The sequence below is a fragment of the Streptomyces sp. NBC_01166 genome (assembly GCF_045039765.1).
GTDB lineage: Bacteria > Actinomycetota > Actinomycetes > Streptomycetales > Streptomycetaceae > Streptomyces.
This window is the reverse complement of sequence record NZ_CP108613.1, coordinates 5,463,403-5,479,942: the sequence shown is the minus strand read 5'-3', so window position 1 is coordinate 5,479,942 and position 16,540 is coordinate 5,463,403. Positions and strand designations below refer to the sequence as shown.

Sequence of the window (16,540 nt, the reverse complement as noted above, 5' to 3'; positions counted from 1 at the left end):
AAGAGGCACATTCCGGACCCGGCCGCGGGGCCCGGTCCACGTGTTCTCCTCCGTCCCTTCATAACGCCCGGTCCCATCTGCGGGTTCCCGGGTCCAGCGGATACAGTCACCGTTGCGCCAACTACGGGGACAGGAGAGGGTCATTACCGCCAACCGGCAGACGAGCTGGGCATTCGCCGACGCCTTTGTCGCCGAGGAAGAAGCTCTGCTCTGGGCCCGGGACCGGGCCCACGAGGCAGGGCTCCGCCCGGTGTCGTCAGGCACCGGCGCGGCGCTGCGCCTGCTCGCTGCCACCGCGGACGCCAAGGCGGTGGCCGAGATCGGCACCGGAACCGGCGTGTCCGGCATCTATCTGCTGCAGGGCATGCGCCCGGACGGCGTTCTGACCACCGTCGACCCGGAGCCCGAGCGCCAGCAGTTCGCCCGCGAGGCCTTCCGGGCCGCGGGCTTCGCCACGAACCGGGCCCGGTTCATCCCCGGCCGCGCTCTCGACGTGCTGCCGCGGCTCGCGGACGGCGGTTACGACCTCGTCTTCTGCGACGGCGACCGGCTCGAGAGCCTGGACTGCCTCGCTGAATCGTTGCGCCTGCTGCGACCTGGCGGACTGGTCTGTTTCGAGGGCGTCTTCGCCGACGGCCGCACGATCGACTCGGCGGCGCAGCCGGCCGAGGTGCTGCGCCTGCGCGAGCTCCTGCGGGCCGTGCGCGAGAGCCAGGAGCTCATGGCGACGCTGCTGCCGGTGGGCGACGGCCTGCTGTGCGCGGTACGGCGCGGCTGAGCCGGCCGTCCCGGGCACGGCCGCCGGGCCTCCCCCCGACGCACTGCTGCCCCGGCACGGAATCCGTGCCGGGGCAGCAGTGAAGTGTGGGCGCCTCCGCCTCAGCCGACGACCTTCTTCAGCGCGTCACCGAGTGCATCGGCCTCGTCCGGAGTCAGCTCGACGACAAGCCGACCGCCGCCTTCGAGCGGAACGCGCATGACGATGCCCCGCCCCTCCTTTGTCACCTCGAGCGGGCCGTCGCCCGTCCGCGGCTTCATGGCCGCCATGCTCGTTCCCCTTCCTGAAACCAGCTCATCGCAGCCGGCGGCCCCATGACAGGCGCTGCCTCACCGGCGTCGAACACAATGCTTCCTCCGCATTATCCCGCATCAGAGACCCCGATGACCAACATCGGTCGGCATCGCTTGCGCAACGCGCTCTCGCAAAACCACCTAATTCGGCGATCCGGCTGCGATACTGCGCCGCCGTCGGCCCCCAGCCGAAGTCCAATCGTTAGACGCAGGTCACATGTCCGGCCCGCCGGAAGTCCGCCATGCTTGCCTGGACAGGCACGACGCCGGACCCGCAAGGAGACCCTGCAATGGCTGACACGGTGCTCACAGACGTGAGCGACGGGCTCGCGACGATCACGATCAATCGCCCCGACGCGATGAACGCCATGAACACCGACGCCAAGGTCGCTCTCCGCGACGCCCTTCTGGCGGTCGCGGACGACCCCGCCGTGCGCGCGGTTCTGCTCACGGCCACCGGGCGCGCCTTCTGCGTCGGCCAGGACCTCAAGGAGCACGTCGCCAAGCTCTCCGAGGCCCGCGAGTCGGGCGGCGGCAACGCACTCAGCACGGTGCAGGAGCACTACAACCCCATCGTCCGCGCCATCACGGAGATGGAGAAGCCCGTGGTCGCGGGGGTCAACGGGGTCGCCGCGGGGGCCGGTTTCGGATTCGCGCTCGCCGCCGACTACCGCGTGGTCGCCGACACCGCGGCCTTCAACACGTCCTTCGCGGGTGTCGCGCTGACCGCCGACTCGGGCGTCTCCTGGACCCTGCCCCGGCTGATCGGCGCGAGCCGCGCCGCCGACCTCCTGTTCTTCCCGCGTTCGATCTCCGCCCAGGAGGCGTACGAGCTGGGCATCGTGAACAAGGTGGTGCCCGCGGCCGACCTGGCGAAGGAGGCGCACGCGGTGGCCCGCGCCCTGGCGGACGGTCCGACGGTGGCGTACGCGGCCCTGAAGGCGTCCGTGGCGTACGGCGCCGGGCACACCCTCGCCGAGACCCTGGAGAAGGAGGACGAACTCCAGACGAAGGCGGGCGCGTCGCAGGACCACACGATCGCGGTCGAGGCGTTCCTCGCCAAGCAGCCGCCGAAATATCTCGGCAGGTAGGACCGGGGTCCTCCGTCCGGATCCCCTGATCCGGACAGGAGGGCCTACCGGCCGCCGCCCCGGGCCACGCAGTCGGCGAGATGGTCGTCGACGAGGCCGCAGGCCTGCATCAGGGCGTATGCCGTCGTGGGCCCGACGAAGCGGATGGAGCGCTTCTTCAGGTCCTTGGCCAGTGCGGTGGACTCCGGGGTGACCGCCGGGACGTCAGCGAGTGCGCGCGGGGCCGGCCGCGAGGCCGGGTCCGGTGCGTACGACCAGATGAGCGCGTCCAGCTCGCCCTCGTCCCAGCCGGCCAGCACCTTGGCGTTGGCGAGTGTGGCGTCGATCTTCGCGCGGTTGCGGATGATTCCGGCGTCGGCGAGGAGGCGCTCCTTGTCGGCGTCGGTGAACTCCGCCACGGCGGAGATCTTGAATCCGGCGAACGCGCTGCGGAAACCCTCACGGCGGCGCAGGATCGTGAGCCACGACAGCCCCGACTGGAACGCCTCCAGGCAGAGCCGCTCGAAGAGCGCGTCGTCGCCGTGGACCGGGCGGCCCCACTCGGTGTCGTGGTAGGCGAGGTAGTCCCCCGTGGACAGGCCCCACGGGCAGCGCAGCCGCCCGTCCGCCGCCGGCTCCGCGCCGCTCATCGCCCGCTCTCCCCGTCCTGCGGGCCGTCACCGGCGGCGGGCGGCTCACCCGGACGCTTGAAGAGGTCGGGGCCGTTCACCGCGGTCGCCTGGGCCCCGGCGAGCGCCGACTCCAGTTCGGCGATGTGGGCGTCGCGCTCGGCGAGCTCCGCCCCCAGCCGGCCGAGGGCCTCGTCCACGTCCGTCATGCGGTAGCCGCGCACGGCCATGGGCAGCCGCATCGCTTCGACATCGGCGCGGCCGACGGGACGGTCGGCGGGCAGCGGGTCGGTGAGCCGCTCGGGCTCGACGTCCTGCAGCACCGCGCTTCCGCCTCCGCCGACCACCGCCAGGGTGACCGCGGCCACGACCACGGCCATCGTGAGCAGCAAGAACCAGAACACGTGCATCTCCCCGGGAGCGGAATACCTGTCCAGGTCAGATCGTGCCATGCGCCGCTGACAGTCAGGGCCTTACCTCGGAACAGCCGGACCCAGCGCTTCACGCAGGATCGCGACGGCCGGAGGGATCTCCGTCTCGCTGATGTTGCCGTAACCGATGACGAGCGCCCGACGCTCCGGTCGCTCCGCGCGGTAGTCGTCGAGGTCCATCAGGCGCAGCCCGCGGGCGGCCGCGGAGCGGACCGCCTCGCGGAGGCCGGCTCCGTCCGGCAGGTGGAGCAGGATGTGCAGCCCGGCGGCGGTGCCGGAGACCCGGCCCTCCGGCACCTGTTCGCCGAGGATCCGGACCAGCAGGTCGCGGCGGGAGCGGAACCGCCGCCGCGACGCGCGCAGATGGGCGTCGTACCACCCGCGGTCGAGGAAGCTGGCGAGCGCGAGCTGGTCGAGTACCGGTGGTGCGGCGGCGACGGGGTTCGCCGCCCGGAGCGCCGGGGCCATCCCGGCGGGCGCGACCAGCCAGCCCAGGCCGAGGGCGGGCGACAGCGTCTTGCTGACGGAGCCGAGGAGGACGACGCGGCTCGGATCCATCCCCTGCATGACGGCGACCGGGTGGTGGTCGTAGCGGAACTCGGCGTCGTAGTCGTCCTCAATGACGAAGCCGTCCGCCTCGCGGGCCCAGCGCACCAGACCGGCCCGGCGCTCCGGGGACAGCACCGTGCCGGTGGGGAACTGGTGTGCCGCGCCGACGACGACGGCCCTGGCGGGCGTACGTGCGAGGTCCTCGACGCGGAGGCCGTCGTGATCGACGGGCACCGGGTGCACGCGCAGGCCTGCGCTCGTCGCGGCGTCCCGCAGCCGCCCCCAGCCCGGGTCCTCCACGGCCAGGTCGGCGATCCCCTCCTCCCGCAGCGCCCGGCAGGTGCGGAACAGGCCGTCGGTGACGCCCGCGCACACGGACACGGATCCGGCGTGCGCGTCCGCGCCGCGTGAGCGCCGCAGGTACTCCGCGACGGTGGACCGCAGCGCCACGTGTCCGGTGGGGTCGGGCCGGCCGAGGTCGTAGTGGACGGTCGAGCCCGTGACCGCCCGGACGGCCTCCGCCCACCGGCGGCGCGGAAACGCCCGCAGGTCGGGGAGGCCGGGCGCGAGGTCGTACCGGATGGACGGGCGCTCGGGTGCGCGCCGCTCGCGGGGGCGCGGCGGCGCGGTCTCCGGTGACCACGAGACGCGCGTGGCGGAGCCGACCCGGGCGGAGAGATATCCCTCCGCGACGAGCTGCCCGTACGCCTCCGTCACGACCCAGCGGGAGCAGCCGAGTTCCTCGGCGAGCGCGCGGCTCGGGGGCACGGCGGCGCCCTCCACGAGCCTGCCGTTCCGTATCGCGGTGCGCAGGGCGTGAGCCAGGCGGTCGTGCAGGCGGCGTCGGCCGCGTTCCGGGGGGCCGACGTCCAGCAGCGTCGCCCAGGCGTGATTGGTCCGGGAAAAGTCCACGGTATTGGAGCGTAGCGCCGAGCCGAATCCGCCTACCGTCAAGGACATGATCAAGAACCTGATTCTCGGGGCCATGCTCTTCGGCACGGCCCAGGACGAACGCCGGTCGTTCGAGCTCCTGGACCACTTCGTGGACGCCGGAGGCGTCTGGATCGACACCGCCGACTGCTACGCGTTCTGGGCCGACCCGGCAGGCTTCGGCGGCCACAGCGAGACGTTGCTCGGACGCTGGATGGCACGCCGCCCGGGCGTCCGTGACCGCGTCAGGATCAGCACGAAGGTGGGCTGCGAGCCGACCGTGGCCGGGCGGTTCCCGGAGACGGCCGAGGGACTGTCGGCCAAGGCCGTGAAGAGCGCGTTCGAGGCCGGCCTGCGACGGCTCGGTACGGACCACGTCGACCTGTACTGGGCCCACATGCCCGATCCGTCCACGCCGCTGGAGGAGACGGTCGCCGCCTTCGACGAGCTGGTGTCCGCCGGTTCGGTCGACCGACTCGGCTGCTCCAACTATCCCGTCTGGCAGGTCGCGCGGGCACGGCAGATCGCGCGGGACCAGGGCCGCGCCGGCTTCACCGCCGTGCAGCAGCAGTACTCCTACCTGCAACCGCGCCCCGGGACCCGGCCCACCGTGTCGCACCGGTTCGGCATGGTCACCGACGAGGTGCTCCATTACGTGGAGCACCAGCCGGACCTGGAGCTGTGGGCGTACACACCGCTGCTGAGCGGCGGCTACACCCGCGAGGACAAGCCGCTGCCGGCGGAGTACGACCACCCCGGCACCGTCCGCCGTCTCGCCGCGCTCGACGAGACAGCCGCGGAGACCGGCACGAACCGCAACCGCGTGGTGCTGGCGTGGCTGACCGGAGGGAGTCCGGCCGCCATGCCGATCGTCGGCGTCAGCACGGTCGAGCAGCTGGACGAGGCCCTCGCCGGGGTGTCGCTCGAGCTGACCGCCGAGCAGCGCGAACGCCTGGACTCCGCCGTGTGACCTGGTGCCGCCTCCCACTCGCCGGCCGGTCTAAAGTCGCAGGCGGGCTACAGGGAGGAACCAGGAATGCGAAGCGGGACGCTCAGGCTGGGACGGCGGGAGTTCGGGCCGCACGAGCCGGTGATCATGGCGATCGTGAACCGGACTCCCGACTCCTTCTACGACCAGGGGGCGACCTTCCGCGACGAACCCGCGCTCTCCCGGGTCGAGCAGGCCGTCGCGGACGGCGCCGCGATCGTCGACATCGGCGGGGTGAAGGCCGGCCCCGGCGAGGAGGTCACGGCGCAGGAGGAGGCGCGCCGTACGGTCGGCTTCGTCGCCGAGGTGCGCCGCCGCCACCCGGACGTCGTGATCAGCGTGGACACCTGGCGGCACGACGTGGGCGAGGCCGTCTGCGAGGCCGGGGCGGACCTGCTGAACGACGCGTGGGGCGGCGTCGACCCGAAGCTGGCGGAGGTGGCCGCGCGGTTCGGGGCGGGGCTGGTGTGCACGCACGCGGGCGGCGCCGAGCCCCGGACACGGCCGCACCGGACCGCCTACGAGGATGTGATGGCGGACATCCTGCGCGTGACCCTGGATCTCGCGGGGCGCGCCGTGGAGCTCGGGGTGAGGCCGGACGGGATCATGATCGACCCGGGGCACGACTTCGGGAAGAACACCCGGCACTCGCTGGAGGCGACGCGCAGGCTGGAGGAGATGACGGCCACGGGCTGGCCGGTGCTGGTCTCCCTCTCCAACAAGGACTTCGTCGGGGAGACGCTCGACAAGCCGGTCAAGGAGCGCGTCATCGGCACGCTCGCGACGACGGCCGTGTCGGCGTGGCTGGGAGCTCAGGTGTACCGGGTGCACGAGGTGGCCGAGACCCGGCAGGTCCTCGACATGGTGGCGTCCATCGCGGGCCACCGGCCGCCGGCGGTCGCGCGGCGGGGCCTCGCCTAGGGCCCAACCCCCTCTCCCGCGGACGGGCCGGGGAGAGGGGTGGACGCGGCGGCTCCGCTAGCGGCCGACCTCCTTCGTGACCAGCCGGACCGCCTCGTCCACGTCGTCCGTGACGTGGAAGAGCATCAGGTCCCGCTCGGACGCCTTGCCGCCCGCGACCACGGTGTCCCGCAGCCAGTCGACCAGGCCGCCCCAGTACGCCGTGCCGAACAGGACGATCGGGAAGCGCGTGACCTTGCCCGTCTGCACCAGGGTCAGCGCCTCGAAGAGCTCGTCCAGCGTGCCCAGGCCGCCGGGGAGGACGACGAAGCCCTGCGCGTACTTCACGAACATCGTCTTGCGGACGAAGAAGTAGCGGAAGTTGACGCCGATGTCGACATGTGGATTCAGCCCGGACTCGAAGGGCAGCTCGATGCCGAGTCCGACGGAGACGCCCTTGGCGTCCCTGGCCCCCTTGTTCGCCGCCTCCATGGCGCCGGGGCCGCCGCCCGTGATGACGGCGAATCCCGCCTCGACGAGCGCCTTGCCGATCTGTACGCCCGCCTCGTAGTCCGGTCCGCCCGCCGGGGTGCGGGCCGAACCGAAGACGCTGATGGCGCTGGGAAGTTCCGCCAGCGCGCCGAATCCCTCCACGAACTCGGACTGGATCCGCATGACCCGCCAGGGGTCGGTGTGGACCCACTCCGAGTCGCCCTCGGAATCCAGCAGCCGCTGATCGGTCGTGCCCGGCTGGACCTGGTCCCTGCGGCGCAGCACCGGACCCATTCGCTGTTCCTCGGGCTTCACCGCACCCTCGGGAATCTGCGCGCCCTCGGGGATCCGTGCGTCCTCCGGGTTGCCCATGACCTGCTCCCTCCGCCGACCTGCGATGTGCGTGTGTCGCTTCAGCGTAGATCGGCGGAGGTTACGCGCAGGGGAATGCCGTGAGTCAGCTGGTGAGCCAGGAGCGGAGGCGGTCTTCGCAGTGCGTGATCCTCTCGACACGCACGTGCTCGTCCCGCTTGTGCGCGAAGAGCGGATCGCCCGGACCGTAGTTCACCGCGGGGACGCCCAGGGAGCCGAACCGGGACACGTCCGTCCAGCCGAACTTCGGCTTCGCGACGCCGCCGACCGCCTCCATGAAGGCCTTGGCGGCGGGGTGCGAGAGACCGGGCATCGCGGCTCCGGTGTGGTCGTCCACGACGAACTCGTCGACACCGCAGTCCGCGAAGACCTCCTGGACGTGTGCCTCGGCCTCCTCGGCCGTGATGTCGGGGGCGTAGCGGTAGTTGACGACCAGGGTGCAGGCGTCCGGGATGACGTTGGTGGCGACGCCGCCCTCGATGCCGACGGCGTTGAGCCCTTCGCGGTACTCGAGGCCGTCGATGACCGGGCGGCGCGGCTCGTACGCGGCCAGCCGGGCCAGCGCCGGGGCGGCCGCGTGGATCGCGTTGGACCCCATCCAGCCGCGCGCGGAGTGGGACCGCTCACCCTTGAACCGCAGATGGACGCGGAGCGTGCCCTGGCAGCCGCCCTCGACCTCGCCGTTGGAGCCCTCCAGGAGGACGGCGAAGTCCGCGTCGAGCCATTCGGGATGCGCCTCGGCCACGTGACCGAGGCCGTTGAGGTGGGCGGCGACCTCTTCGTTGTCGTAGAAGATGAACGTGAGGTCGCGGTTGGGCTCCGGCACCGTCGCCGCGATGCGCAGCTGGACGGCGACGCCCGACTTCATGTCGGAGGTCCCGCAGCCCCACAGCACACCGTCGTCGTCGAGCCTGGACGGCACGTTGTCCGCGATCGGGACGGTGTCGATGTGCCCCGCCAGCACGACCCGCTCGGCACGGCCCAGCTGCGTCCTGGCCACGATGTTGTTGCCGTGGCGGTCGACGGTCAGGTGCGGCAGCGGGCGCAGGGCCGCCTCGATGGCGTCGGCGAGGTCCTTCTCCTGCCCGCTGACCGACGGGAAATCGACCAGCCGTGCGGTGAGCGCCGGGCCGTCCAGGGCGAGGTCGAGCGTGTGTCCATCCATGGCCACGACCCTAAGGGACTCGTGTCCCGGCCCCGGTCCTACCCTCCAGTACGGTGGCCCCGTGCCCCGGACCAGTACCTCCCCCCGCCGAGGCCGCGCCCTCCGTGTCGCGGCCTCCTTCGCCGTGCTCATGGCGCTGGCCGGCTATCTGGCCGTGCAGTACGTCTCCGGCGACAGGAGCGTGCCCCGCTGCACCGTCGGCCCCGCGGACGGGGGTGAGGGACGCACGTACGAGCTGAGCCCGGACCAGGCCGCCAACGCCGCCACGATCTCCGCCGTGGGCACCACGCGGGGGCTGCCGGAGCGCGCGGTGACCATCGCGCTGGCGACCGCGCTGCAGGAGTCCACGCTGCGCAACCTCGACCACGGCGACCGGGACTCACTCGGGCTCTTCCAGCAGCGCCCCTCGCAGGGGTGGGGCACGCCCGAGCAGATCATGGACCCGGTCTATTCGGCCGGGAAGTTCTACGAGCACCTCGTCGAGGTCCCGCGCTATCAGGACCTGAAGCTGACCGTCGCGGCCCAGTGGGTGCAGAAGAGCGCGTTCCCGGACGCGTACGCCAAGCACGAGCCGGACGCCCGGCTGCTGGCGGACGCGCTGACCGGACGCGCCCCCGCCTCGCTGACCTGCACGGTCCCGGCGCCGGCCGCCGGGGAGTCCGGGGACGCGGCGGAGGTCCGGTCCGATCTGGTGCGCGCCTTCGGGAAGGACGTCCTGCCGTCCGCCGGGTCGGCGGGCGCCTCCGCGGCGGGCACGGTGTCGGTGCCCGTGCGAGCCGCGGACGGAGCCGCGCCCCGGCGCGGCTGGGAGCTCGCCCACTGGGCGGTCGCGCGGGCCGGGACCCTGCGGATCGCGGAGGTCTCGTACGCGGGCCGCACGTGGACCACCGAGTCGGGCTGGCGGACGGAACGCGGGGAATCGGGCGCCACAGCGGTCCGAATGCGTCTCGCTCAGTAGTACGGTCCGTCATCCGTACGGGCCGTTCGGCCACCGCCGGACCCCCGCTGCCACGACGTTTCCCCGACCCTGCACTCCAGGCTGATTTCCTTGGCCGCGCGGTGAAGTGACGGTTCATCAGGTGCCTGCCGAATGCGCCGTTCGCCCGGGTTCCTCCATTGCGGATTATCTGACGCATTACTCAGTCTTTACCTCGGTGCCCCGCAACCTTCCCCGCCCCCGGACCGGTTGTTCAGTGCGTCCGATCACCGGACAGGCGGATTCCACATCCGCCGCGTAACCGTTGACGTCCCGTCGAAGGAGCATCATGTCCCTCCCCCTGACCCGCCGGATCGCCCGTGCCGCGCTGCTGATCGCCGCGGGTGCGGCCCCTGTGGTCGGCGCGGCCGGTGCCGCGGGTGCCGCGGGGCTCCCGCAGACCCCCGCGCTCGGCGGCCTCACCTCGCTCGACGGCGCCGGACTCAGCAGCACGCTGGACTCCACCTCGAAGCAGGGCTCCGAGGTGGCGAACGAGACCGGCGGCAAGGTGGTCGGCACGACCCTTCCCGCCGCGGGCAAGACCCTCCAGAAGGCCGGCACCGTGGCGGAGGGCGAGCTGACGGAGGACACCCTCCCGACCAAGAGCCTGCCGACCAAGGGCCTGCCGATCGGCTGATCCGCCGGAACACGCGCTGTCACGAGCGCACGGAGGGGCCTCGGGAGTGCGTACTCCCGAGGCCCCTCGGCGTACCGGGGCGACTAGGAGAGCCGCTTGACCGCCGCGTCCACGCGCTCGTCCGAGGCCGTCAGGGCCACCCGTACGAAGCGGTCGCCGGCAGGCCCGTAGAAGTCGCCCGGCGCCACGAGGATGCCGAGCTCCGCCAGACGCGCCACGGTCTCCCAGCAGGGCTCGTCGCGCGTGGCCCAGAGGTAGAGGCTCGCCTCGCTGTGCTCGATCCGGAAGCCGTGGGCCTCCAGCGCGGCCCGCAGCGCCGTGCGCCGCCGCGCGTAGCGCTCCCGCTGCTCCGCCACGTGCGTGTCGTCGCCCAGCGCCGCGACGGTCGCCGCCTGGACCGGGGCCGGGGTCATCATCCCGCCGTGCTTGCGGATCTGGAGCAGCTCGCCGAGGACGGCCGCGTCACCCGCGACGAAGGCCGCGCGGTAACCGGCGAGGTTGGAGCGCTTGGAGAGCGAGTGGACGGCCACGACGCCCTCGTACGTGCCACCGCAGACGTCCGCGTGGAGCACGGAGACGGGCTCGGCCTCCCAGCCGAGCTCCAGGTAGCACTCGTCGCTGAAGACCAGCACCCCGTGCTCGCGCGCCCAGGCGACGATGCGGGTCAGCTCGTCCTTCGGCAGGACACGGCCCGTCGGGTTGGACGGGGAGTTGAGCCAGAGCAGCTTCAGGCCCTCCGGGTCCAGCTCCGTCGGGTCGTCGTAGACGACGGGCTCGGCGCCGCAGAGCCGCGCGCCGACCTCGTACGTCGGGTAGGCGAGCCGCGGGTAGGCGACCTTGTCGCCCGCGCCGAGACCGAGCTGGGTCGGCAGCCAGGCGACCAGTTCCTTGGAGCCCACGACCGGGAGCACGTTCTCGTGCGTCACACCGGGCGCCGCGCCGAGCCTGCGCTCCACCCAGCCGGTCAGCGCGTCACGCAGCGCCTCGGTCCCCCACACCGTCGGATAGCCGGGGCTGTCCGCCGCGGCGATCAGCGCCCGCTGGATCAGCTCGGGCACCGGGTCGACCGGCGTACCGACCGACAGGTCCACGAGGCCGTCCGGATGGGCCACGGCCGTCGCCTTGTAGGGCGCCAGCTTGTCCCACGGGAAGACCGGGAGACGGGAGGAGACGGGAACTGCTGCGGACACGGAACTCTGCTTTCTCGTACGGGGCGTGACGGCCGGGAAACGCCTCGGTCCCGCACGGTGACAAGCCGTACGGGACCGGGCGACGCCCGTGCCGCCGCCGGCGGCTCACCCCGCGGCAGGGAGCCGGCTCACTCCCTGCCGCGGGTGAGGCCGTTACTGGTTCTGCGGCGGCAGCGCGGCGATGAACGCGTGGTCGCGCTCGATGAGCCCCAGCTTGGAGGCGCCACCCGGCGAGCCGAGGTCGTCGAAGAACTCGACGTTCGCCTTGTAGTAGTCCTTCCACTCCTCCGGGGTGTCGTCCTCGTAGAAGATGGCCTCGACCGGGCAGACCGGCTCACAGGCTCCACAGTCGACACACTCGTCCGGATGGATGTACAAGGACCTGGAGCCCTCGTAGATGCAGTCGACGGGGCACTCTTCGATGCAGGCCTTGTCCTTCACGTCGACACAAGGCTGCGCGATGACGTAGGTCACGCTGTCGTTCCTCCTCGGTAGGGCGTTGGCTCTCGCGCGGGAGCGCGGCGTCGTCGATGCCCGCCCCTAGTATCTCCGTTCCGGGGCACGATCCGAACAGGAGGGGCAGACAGAGCTGTGGAATTCACCATGGGCGGACGACTCGAGGTTCGCATAACCCCTGCTGACGTGGGCAAACGCGTGTCCGTGCGGCGCGCCGCCGACGTGCGGGGCGAGGGCACGAAGTTCACCGACACGGTCGGGGTTCTCACATCGTGGGACGGCGGAGTGCTGTCGGTCACGACGAAGAACGGCGAGAGCATCCGCATCGCGGAATCGACGCTGGTGGCGGGCAAGGTGGTACCCCCGGCCCCGGCTCGCCGCCGCGGGCCCGCCGCGTCGTTCGGCGAACTCGCCCGGGCGACCGCGCGCGCCTGGGAGCCCGTCGAGAGCGAACTCCTGGGCGACTGGCGGCTGCGTGCCGCCGGCGGATTCACCCGCCGCGCCAACTCCGTGCTGCCGCTCGGCGATCCGGGCCTCCCGATCGGCGAGGCGCTCGGGCGTGTCCGCCGCTGGTACGGGGAACGGGGCCTACCCGCCTACGTCCAGACCGCCACGGGTGCCGAGGGTGCGCAGGAGGCGCTCTGCGCGGACCTGGAGGAGCACGGGTGGCGGCGCGAGGTGACCGCCGAGGTGCGGATCGCGGCGCTCGCTCCCGTCGGGGACCTGGACGCGGACATCTCCGCCGTACGGATGGCCCGCGAGCCGGACGAGGCGTGGCTCTCCCGGTACCAGCGCTTCGCGACCCCGGGTCCGCATGTGCTGAAGGTGCTGGGCAGCGGGCCTTCGGTGTGGTTCGCCTCCGTCCCGGGCGACGGTCCGGCGGGGGTGCCCGCCGCGATCGGGCGCTGCGTGGTGGACGGCCGCTGGGCGGGGTTCATGGCCGTCGAGGTGGGCCCGGAGCACCGGCGCCGCGGTCTCGCGACGGCCGTCATGACGGCGCTGGCCCGCACGGCGCTGGACGAGGGCGCCTCGGCCGCGTGGCTCCAGGTGGAGGCGGACAATGAAGGTGCCCGTGCGCTGTACGACGGCATGGGCTTCGCCACCCACCACCGCTATCACCACTTCCGGCCCGCGTAGCGGGGAGAGCAGCAAGGGGGACGTGCACACATGAGCGCCGACGATCCCGGCACGGCCGAACGACGACGGCGGTTCGCCGAGGAGGCGCGCGCCGAACGGCCCGACCTCGCGCTGCTCTGCCTGCTGCTCGGCGCGGAGGCCGCGCCGCCGTCGTCCGGGGACGCCGATCCGCACGGCATCGACGCGGCGCAGATCGAGCTGGACCGGCTGGCCGGCCTCCTGCCGTACGGAGCCCGCGACGCCCGCGCGTGGGCGTCCGCACTGGCCGAACTGCTCGGCGAGCGCTGCGGTTTCGCGGGCTCGTCCCAGGACTACCAGAGGCTCGACTCGTCGGTGCTCCAGCAGGTGCTGCGGCGCCGCAGGGGGCTGCCCATCCTGCTGTCCGTGGTCTGGATCGAGGTCGCGCGGAGGGCCGGGGCGCCCGTCTACGGGCTGGCCCTCCCCGGCCATTACGTGGTCGGTTTCGGCGACCCGGCCGAGCGGGTGCTGGCCGACCCCTTCGCCGGTGGTGCGCCCCTGAGCGGCGAGGACGCGGACCTGATGGTGACCGGGATGACCGGAGAGCCCCCGGCGGCGACGCCGGTGCCCGCCAGGCCCCTGGAGACGGTGCTGCGGATCCTGAACAACGTCCGGGCCTGGGCGACGGCGCGACCCGAGCGTACGGACGTGGCGCTGTGGGCCCTCGAACTCTCCCTGCTGCTGCCCTCGCACCCCGCCAGGCTCCGCTACGAGCGGGCCCAGCTCCTCGTGCAGCGCGGGGAGTTCCTGCGGGGGGCGGCGGAGATGGACGAGTACGCCGAGATCGTCGACGGCATCGAGCCGACGGCGGCCGAGGCCATCCGCCACCGCGCCCAGGCCGCCAGAGCGCTGCTGAACTAGGGCGTGTCGCGGGCCGGGCGGGACTCTGCGGACGCGGCCCGGGGTGGCCTCCCGTGCGGTCACCCTGTGAACCCACAGGGAGCGCCGTCTGCACGCAAAGCCCCTGAATTGCCGTACAGCGCACGTCATTTGTTGCCCGTTCGGCGATCGGCCGAGGCTCCTGACGCACACCTCTTGACGTGTTCAGGGCGACAGCGGTTACATCGGCGACACGAGAGAGCGCTCTCTCGCCTCTCTCGAGGTTCCGTCGTGCACCCGTACCACGACCCAGGAGACGTCATCCATGCAAGCTCCCCCCACGAGTTCCGCGCCCCCCACCGCACCTCGCCGACACCGCCGCTCCAGGGCGTTCGGCTTCGCCGCGCTCGCCGTTTCGCTGCTCATGGCCTTCCCCACAGCCCAGTCGGCGTTCGGTGACGAGGCCGAGGAGGTCCCCGGCGGTGGTGACCTCGGCCCCAACGTGCTGGTCTTCGACCCCTCGACGCCCGATATCCAGGGCAAGGTCGACGAGGTCTTCAAGAAGCAGGAGTCGAACCAGTTCGGCACCGACCGCTACGCGCTGATGTTCAAGCCGGGCACGTACGACAACATCAACGCCCAGATCGGCTTCTACACCTCGATCGCCGGACTCGGCCTCAAGCCCGACGACACCACCTTCAACGGTGACGTGACCGTGGACGCGGGCTGGTTCAACGGCAACGCCACCCAGAACTTCTGGCGCTCGGCCGAGAACCTCGCCCTCAACCCCGTCAGCGGCACCAACCGCTGGGCCGTCTCCCAGGCCGCCCCCTTCCGCCGCATGCACGTCAAGGGCGGCCTCAACCTCGCACCCGACGGCTACGGCTGGGCGAGCGGCGGCTACATCGCCGACAGCAAGATCGACGGCCAGGTCGGCCCCTACTCGCAGCAGCAGTGGTACACCCGCGACAGCTCCATCGGCAGCTGGGGCAACGGCGTCTGGAACATGACGTTCTCCGGCGTCGAGGGCGCCCCCGCCCAGAGCTTCCCCGAGCCGCCGTACACCACGCTGGACACCACCCCGGTCTCCCGCGAGAAGCCCTTCCTCTACCTCGACGGCGACGACTACAAGGTCTTCGTCCCCGCCAAGCGCACCAACGCACGGGGCACGACCTGGGCCGACGGAACCCCCGAGGGTGAATCCATCCCCCTCGACCAGTTCTACGTGGTGAAGCCGGGCGCGACCGCGCAGACGATCAACGCGGCCGTGGACCAGGGGCTGCACCTGCTGTTCACCCCGGGCGTCTACCACGTCGACCAGCCCATCGAGATCGACCGCGCGAACACCGTGGCCCTCGGCCTCGGGCTCGCCACCATCATCCCGGACAACGGCGTGACCGCGATCAAGGTCGGCGACGTCGACGGCGTCAAGCTCGCCGGACTCCTCGTGGACGCGGGACCGGTCAACTCCGAGACGCTCGTCGAGGTCGGCCCCGACGGCGCTTCGGGTGACCACTCGGCCAACCCGACCAGCCTCCAGGACGTGTTCGTACGCATCGGTGGAGCCGGCCCCGGCAAGGCGACCACCAGCATCGTCGTCAACAGCGACGACACGATCATCGACCACACCTGGGTCTGGCGCGCCGACCACGGAGAGGGCGTCGGCTGGGAGACCAACCGCGCCGACTACGGCGTCCACGTCAAGGGCGACGACGTGCTCGCCACCGGGCTGTTCGTCGAGCACTTCAACAAGTACGACGTCCAGTGGTCCGGGGAGAACGGGAAGACGATCTTCTTCCAGAACGAGAAGGCGTACGACGCCCCCGACCAGGCCGCCATCCAGAACGGTGACATCAAGGGCTACGCCGCCTACAAGGTCGACGACTCCGTCACCACCCACGAGGGCTGGGGCATGGGCAGCTACTGCTACTTCAACGTCGACCCGACCATCCGCCAGCAGCACGGCTTCCAGGCCCCGGTGAAACCCGGAGTCAAGTTCCACGACCTGCTCGTCGTCTCCCTCGGCGGCCAGGGACAGTACGACCACGTCATCAACGACACCGGATCCCCCACATCCGGTACGGACACCATCCCGTCCCAGGTGGTGTCCTTCCCGTAGACCGGGGGGAGACAGGGCCCGGCCGCGAGTGCGGCCGGGCCCTGTCCCGTCCGGTCACGTGTGCCGTTCAGACCACGCAGAACTCATGACCCTCCGGGTCGGCCATCTCCACATGGTCCGGCCGGCCCTGGAACTCGTGCACCCGGATCACCGTGCCGCCGGCGGCCGTCAGCCGCTCCACCGCCTCGGCCACCCGCGGCCACCTGGTCTCCCACGGGGTCTCGCGGCCGCCGCCCGCCTGCACATCGACGTGCAGGCGGTTCTTCGCCGTCTTGGGCTCCGGGACCTTCAGGAAGGACAGGCTCGGGCCCGTGCCGTCCGGGTCCGACAGATAGGCGCCGTCGTCCCACTCCTCCTCCGGGACGTCGTGGTGGGCGAACCACTCCTCCCAGCTGCCGAATCCGGCGGGCGGCGGCTTCTCCACGTAGCCGAGCGCCTGCGCCCAGAATCCCGCCAGGGCCTTCGGGTGTGCGCAGTCGATCGTCAGACTCCACGGGGTGGACATGATTCCGTCTCCTCTGCGTGCCGGGGCCTTACGACGACCGCCCCCGCCCGGAGGCCGGGCGGGGGCGGGTCGTGCGGTGTGCCGCG

18 protein-coding genes are annotated in these 16,540 nt (G+C 71.9%); 9 read left to right on the top strand and 9 right to left on the bottom strand.

Features of this window, described 5'->3' with window-relative positions:
* The first annotated feature begins 112 nt into the window (after positions 1 to 112).
* Positions 113 to 778 (top strand): O-methyltransferase, encoded by a 666-nt coding sequence (locus OG379_RS25385; RefSeq protein ID WP_356716108.1) that lies wholly within the window; start codon positions 113 to 115, stop codon positions 776 to 778.
* A gap of 101 nt (positions 779 to 879) precedes the next feature.
* On the opposite strand, the gene OG379_RS25380 is transcribed toward OG379_RS25385, so the two are convergent.
* On the bottom strand, positions 880 to 1,047 hold the full coding sequence (locus OG379_RS25380) for a DUF3117 domain-containing protein (protein ID WP_003966491.1): 168 nt from the start codon (positions 1,045 to 1,047) through the stop codon (positions 880 to 882).
* 314 nt (positions 1,048 to 1,361) lie between these two features.
* Between OG379_RS25380 and OG379_RS25375 the strand changes: the two genes are divergently transcribed.
* On the top strand, positions 1,362 to 2,162 hold the full coding sequence (locus tag OG379_RS25375; RefSeq protein WP_393764318.1) for an enoyl-CoA hydratase/isomerase family protein: 801 nt from the start codon (positions 1,362 to 1,364) through the stop codon (positions 2,160 to 2,162).
* Positions 2,163 to 2,206: 44 nt separating this feature from the next.
* Here OG379_RS25375 and OG379_RS25370 read toward each other — a convergent pair whose 3' ends face one another.
* From OG379_RS25370 to OG379_RS25360, 3 genes are all read right to left on the bottom strand, one after another.
* Complete coding sequence (locus OG379_RS25370; protein ID WP_405665323.1) at positions 2,207 to 2,791, bottom strand: DNA-3-methyladenine glycosylase I; 585 nt, start codon at positions 2,789 to 2,791, stop codon at positions 2,207 to 2,209.
* On the bottom strand, positions 2,788 to 3,180 hold the full coding sequence (locus OG379_RS25365) for a DivIVA domain-containing protein (protein ID WP_405668641.1): 393 nt from the start codon (positions 3,178 to 3,180) through the stop codon (positions 2,788 to 2,790). Before OG379_RS25365 ends, OG379_RS25370 begins: the two co-directional genes overlap by 4 nt.
* A gap of 63 nt (positions 3,181 to 3,243) precedes the next feature.
* Positions 3,244 to 4,662, bottom strand: a complete 1,419-nt coding sequence (locus tag OG379_RS25360) for a PLP-dependent aminotransferase family protein (protein ID WP_405665322.1) — start codon at positions 4,660 to 4,662, stop codon at positions 3,244 to 3,246.
* 46 nt (positions 4,663 to 4,708) lie between these two features.
* Between OG379_RS25360 and OG379_RS25355 the strand changes: the two genes are divergently transcribed.
* Both OG379_RS25355 and folP read left to right on the top strand, forming a co-directional pair.
* The gene (locus OG379_RS25355; RefSeq protein ID WP_405665321.1) at positions 4,709 to 5,650 is read left to right on the top strand and encodes an aldo/keto reductase; all 942 of its coding nucleotides are present in this window, start codon (positions 4,709 to 4,711) and stop codon (positions 5,648 to 5,650) included.
* A gap of 66 nt (positions 5,651 to 5,716) precedes the next feature.
* Positions 5,717 to 6,589, top strand: a complete 873-nt coding sequence (gene folP / locus OG379_RS25350) for a dihydropteroate synthase (protein WP_393764324.1) — start codon at positions 5,717 to 5,719, stop codon at positions 6,587 to 6,589.
* Between the two features lie 57 nt (positions 6,590 to 6,646).
* Here the strand turns inward: folP and OG379_RS25345 are convergent, their stop codons facing one another.
* Both OG379_RS25345 and dapE read right to left on the bottom strand, forming a co-directional pair.
* Positions 6,647 to 7,432, bottom strand: coding sequence for a TIGR00730 family Rossman fold protein (locus OG379_RS25345; protein WP_393764326.1), 786 nt, complete (start codon positions 7,430 to 7,432; stop codon positions 6,647 to 6,649).
* Between the two features lie 85 nt (positions 7,433 to 7,517).
* Positions 7,518 to 8,597, bottom strand: coding sequence for a succinyl-diaminopimelate desuccinylase (gene dapE / locus OG379_RS25340; RefSeq protein WP_393764328.1), 1,080 nt, complete (start codon positions 8,595 to 8,597; stop codon positions 7,518 to 7,520).
* Positions 8,598 to 8,658: 61 nt separating this feature from the next.
* On the opposite strand from dapE, the gene OG379_RS25335 reads away from it, so the two are divergent.
* Together OG379_RS25335 and OG379_RS25330 are read left to right on the top strand one after the other, a co-directional pair.
* Positions 8,659 to 9,555 (top strand): hypothetical protein, encoded by an 897-nt coding sequence (locus OG379_RS25335; protein ID WP_405665319.1) that lies wholly within the window; start codon positions 8,659 to 8,661, stop codon positions 9,553 to 9,555.
* Positions 9,556 to 9,862: 307 nt separating this feature from the next.
* Positions 9,863 to 10,210: an ATP-binding protein gene (locus OG379_RS25330; RefSeq protein WP_405665317.1), complete on the top strand. Its 348-nt coding sequence runs from the start codon at positions 9,863 to 9,865 to the stop codon at positions 10,208 to 10,210.
* Between the two features lie 83 nt (positions 10,211 to 10,293).
* Here OG379_RS25330 and dapC read toward each other — a convergent pair whose 3' ends face one another.
* Both dapC and fdxA read right to left on the bottom strand, forming a co-directional pair.
* Positions 10,294 to 11,400 carry a succinyldiaminopimelate transaminase gene (gene dapC / locus OG379_RS25325; protein ID WP_405665315.1) on the bottom strand — a complete coding sequence of 369 codons (1,107 nt, stop codon included), beginning with the start codon at positions 11,398 to 11,400 and terminating at the stop codon, positions 10,294 to 10,296.
* Between the two features lie 153 nt (positions 11,401 to 11,553).
* Entirely contained in the window at positions 11,554 to 11,874 is a 321-nt protein-coding gene (fdxA, locus tag OG379_RS25320) for a ferredoxin (RefSeq protein WP_014154250.1), read from the bottom strand.
* Positions 11,875 to 11,991: 117 nt separating this feature from the next.
* Here fdxA and OG379_RS25315 point away from each other — a divergent pair, with 117 nt between their 5' ends.
* From OG379_RS25315 to OG379_RS25305, 3 genes are all read left to right on the top strand, one after another.
* Positions 11,992 to 12,993: a GNAT family N-acetyltransferase gene (locus tag OG379_RS25315; protein ID WP_405665313.1), complete on the top strand. Its 1,002-nt coding sequence runs from the start codon at positions 11,992 to 11,994 to the stop codon at positions 12,991 to 12,993.
* Positions 12,994 to 13,023: 30 nt separating this feature from the next.
* Positions 13,024 to 13,872: a transglutaminase-like domain-containing protein gene (locus tag OG379_RS25310; protein ID WP_405665311.1), complete on the top strand. Its 849-nt coding sequence runs from the start codon at positions 13,024 to 13,026 to the stop codon at positions 13,870 to 13,872.
* A gap of 283 nt (positions 13,873 to 14,155) precedes the next feature.
* Positions 14,156 to 15,949 (top strand): coagulation factor 5/8 type domain-containing protein, encoded by a 1,794-nt coding sequence (locus OG379_RS25305; RefSeq protein WP_405665310.1) that lies wholly within the window; start codon positions 14,156 to 14,158, stop codon positions 15,947 to 15,949.
* Between the two features lie 67 nt (positions 15,950 to 16,016).
* Here the strand turns inward: OG379_RS25305 and OG379_RS25300 are convergent, their stop codons facing one another.
* A complete protein-coding gene (locus OG379_RS25300; RefSeq protein ID WP_405665308.1) occupies positions 16,017 to 16,454 on the bottom strand; it encodes a VOC family protein in 438 nt (145 codons plus the stop codon).
* Positions 16,455 to 16,540: the final 86 nt, after the last annotated feature.